Annotated in this window: 4 protein-coding genes; 3 read left to right on the top strand and 1 reads right to left on the bottom strand. The window is 52.1% G+C overall.

The window, feature by feature from the left end; genetic code table 11:
• Positions 1-39: 39 nt before the first annotated feature.
• The gene (locus HRF49_10580) at positions 40-741 is read right to left on the bottom strand and encodes a hypothetical protein (protein ID MEP0815093.1); all 702 of its coding nucleotides are present in this window, start codon (positions 739-741) and stop codon (positions 40-42) included.
• Between the two features lie 167 nt (positions 742-908).
• Between HRF49_10580 and HRF49_10575 the strand changes: the two genes are divergently transcribed.
• Genes HRF49_10575 through HRF49_10565 form a run of 3 tightly spaced genes read left to right on the top strand, consistent with a single transcriptional unit; the run spans position 909 to position 2,878 of the window.
• Positions 909-1,148, top strand: coding sequence for a hypothetical protein (locus HRF49_10575; protein ID MEP0815092.1), 240 nt, complete (start codon positions 909-911; stop codon positions 1,146-1,148).
• Positions 1,145-1,750, top strand: coding sequence for a DUF4433 domain-containing protein (locus tag HRF49_10570; protein ID MEP0815091.1), 606 nt, complete (start codon positions 1,145-1,147; stop codon positions 1,748-1,750). Before HRF49_10575 ends, HRF49_10570 begins: the two co-directional genes overlap by 4 nt.
• 18 nt (positions 1,751-1,768) lie before the next feature.
• The gene (locus HRF49_10565; GenBank protein MEP0815090.1) at positions 1,769-2,878 is read left to right on the top strand and encodes a macro domain-containing protein; all 1,110 of its coding nucleotides are present in this window, start codon (positions 1,769-1,771) and stop codon (positions 2,876-2,878) included.
• Positions 2,879-2,927: the final 49 nt, after the last annotated feature.

Genomic DNA, 2,927 nt, shown 5'->3' with positions numbered 1-2,927 from the left:
GGGTAGGGGCGGGCGGCGGGGCTTTCGCAAAACAGCACTTCAAAGCGCTTTTTCGACCGCGGCTTGTTGCAGCTTCTCCCATTCTTCGTCCGCCGGATGCGTATCCGCCAATATCCTTAACATCACGCGCTCCCACGCCTTCAGTCCGTCGCTTTCCTCCTCCGGCCGCTCCGCCTTCTCCCGCTCGTCCATCCTTATCACCGTTTCCCGCAAGGCCTTCGCCACCGCCGCGGCGTCCTTCGAGTCCGCCTTGGCAACCTGCGCCGGATTCAGCAGCGCGAACAGGTACGCCCGCTCCGCCTCCCGGTAAAGCTGCTTTATTTCGCCGTCCGTAAGCTCCGTTTTCGCCTGCTCCAAATGCTCCTTCGCCAATCCGATCTCCTCCTTGTACACTTCCGAATCCCCGTCGCCCGGCCGCGGCATGGTCATATACCCGCCCCGCGCCCGTCCGTCAAGAACCGTCGGATCGTTGCCGGCATGAACCGCGGCATTCATGCCGCGCTCCTCCGTCGGCTCCGGGCTTTCGACCCCCGGCCGTCCGACCGCCGGCTCGACTTTTCTCTTTCCTCTTTCCGCTTCACCCTTCACGGGTTCAATCAATCCCGCCTCCGCCAGCCAGGTCTTGACGCGCCTGTGGTGGATTCCGAACTTGTTCGCGACCGCGCAGGGCCGCGGGTCCCGCCTGAACTCCTCGATCACCGCCCGCCTGATGGCAGGCGGCACATACCTCGGCTTTCCCAAAGGGAATCACCTCCTCATGCCTATTATAGTGAACGTTTGTCAAGTAGGGGCGCACCGCGTGCGCCCGCCCATTCTTACACCAGCCCATCCACCCAGGGGAGCGCGGCGTTGATAGGCCGCGTGATAAAATCCGCAGCGGTTTCACCCGAGGAATAAGGGGAAGGGAAGTGCCGGAAGCCAGCAAGCCAAATGTTGAAGTTCTTGTAAAGCATTTCGCTCCCCAAATCTGCGAGAAGATTCAATACGCGTGCAAAAAAGCCAAGTCCGAAATGGAGCTTTTGGATGTGGTGTCTCGGATTGACGAGGAAGCGGCAAAGCTTTGGGGCCTAACGCCGACCGAACTTAAGGCAATCCAGAAGGTTCTGAAAGAAATGGCGCGCCCATGGAGGTCGGCCGAAGGCGTTTGAGTGATGAAGATATGTTAAAAGACGAATTCAGCGAGCTTCATTACATCACACCGATATTCAATGTTGAGTCAATACTTCGGTTTGGAATACTTTGCAATAAAGAGGCAGCCAAATTACCCCATCATTCCATTGCGGATGATGAAATACAGGAAAGAAGGCAGGACAAGCGATTACCTAACGGACTTACGATACATAGGTGTGCAAATGTTTACTTTTACGCAAGAAACGCAATGATGTATAGGCGTCAAGCTTTGCATCGTTCAATTTGTGTTCTTAGAATAAATCCATCAGTCCTTGACATTGATAGGGTTCTTGTTTCCGACCGGAATGCTTCGCGCGATTTGGTCAGATTCGGAACGCCAGATGAGATGATTCCACTATTAAAATTCACGGATATATTCCGAAAATCATGGGATGTCGGTGACGAAGCTGAAAGGTATCGTCTCAAAGGAACCATGTGTGCCGAAGTTCTTGTGCCAAACCGGATCGATCCATGTTATATTATGGGTGCCTACGCCTCTTGCGCGGAAAGCCTGGCGGAGTTGTTGCGTATGGCTCCCGCGCTTGATGTTAGGGTGAACCCGGATCTATTTTTCCAGTAATTTCCGGTTAAGAGGATTATGATCACGATAATCCGTGAAGGCAACATACTTGAATCGAAAGCCCAAACGCTCGTCAACACAGTAAACTGCGAAGGCGTAATGGGCAAAGGCATCGCGCTTGAATTCAAGAAGCGCTTTCCGGCCATGTTTCGAGATTACGAAAAACGTTGCAAGGAGGGTTTGGTAAAGATTGGCAAGCCGTACTTGTTCGAGTCAATAGGCATGCCCAAAATAATTAACTTTCCGACCAAGCAAACCTGGCGTTCATCCTCCAAAATCGCGGACATCAAAGAAGGATTGAGCTACCTTCAGTCGCACTATTTGGAATGGGGAGTGACTTCCATTGCCGTTCCCCCTTTGGGGTGTGGCCAGGGCGGGCTGGACTGGGCCGATGTTGGGCCGATTTTATACGAGTATTTGAGTCGGCTGGAAATTCCGGTCGAGTTATATGCACCACACGAAGTTGCACTGGAACTCACTTCCGTTGATTATCTTTCGGGAGGCGATGCAATCAAGCCTGCAATCGGCGTAAGGCCGGAATTCATAGTGTTGGCTGCGATTTTGGAACGGATTGTTAATACGAAATATCATTGGCCTGTGGGGCGGACCTCGTTTCAAAAAATCGCCTACTTTGCTACCGCGCTTGGCTTACCATCCGGACTAACGTTTAGGCGGAGCAGCTATGGACCGTATTCAGATGATTTGAAGCGCGCAATACAGCGGATGATAAACTCCGAGCTTGTAATTGAAACATCATCGGATAAAAATGGTAATTTGATCATGCATTTGCCCGGACCTAAATATCAACAGGCGAAGCACGACTTTGCCGGGCTTTTGGCGCAATGGAATACAGTCATAGATAGGGTTACTGATTTGTTTTTGCGCATACGGACAACAAATCAGGCAGAGCTATACGCAACGGTTCACAAGTCTGCGTCGGATTTGACCAACGGTAATGGCAAGGAGTTGAATACCGAGCTGGATGTATTCAATGATGTTCTTGAGTGGAAGCTGCGTCATCGGTCACCTATTCAAAAACATGAGCTTGCGCTTGCAATTCGTGATTTGAACCTGCTTGGTTGGATTAGGCTAAAGGTTTCGGAGGAGTTGCCGGTAGCCGACTACTAGAATCCTCCCCTCGCCATTCCCTTCACCCTTTGCCCTTTGCCCATTGCCT

It is taken from the genome of bacterium (assembly GCA_039961635.1).
In the GTDB taxonomy this organism is placed as follows: Bacteria; 4484-113; 4484-113; order JAGGVC01; family JAGGVC01; genus JABRWB01.
The sequence above is the reverse complement of the archived record's forward strand: the minus strand, read 5'-3'. Positions and strand labels throughout refer to the sequence as shown.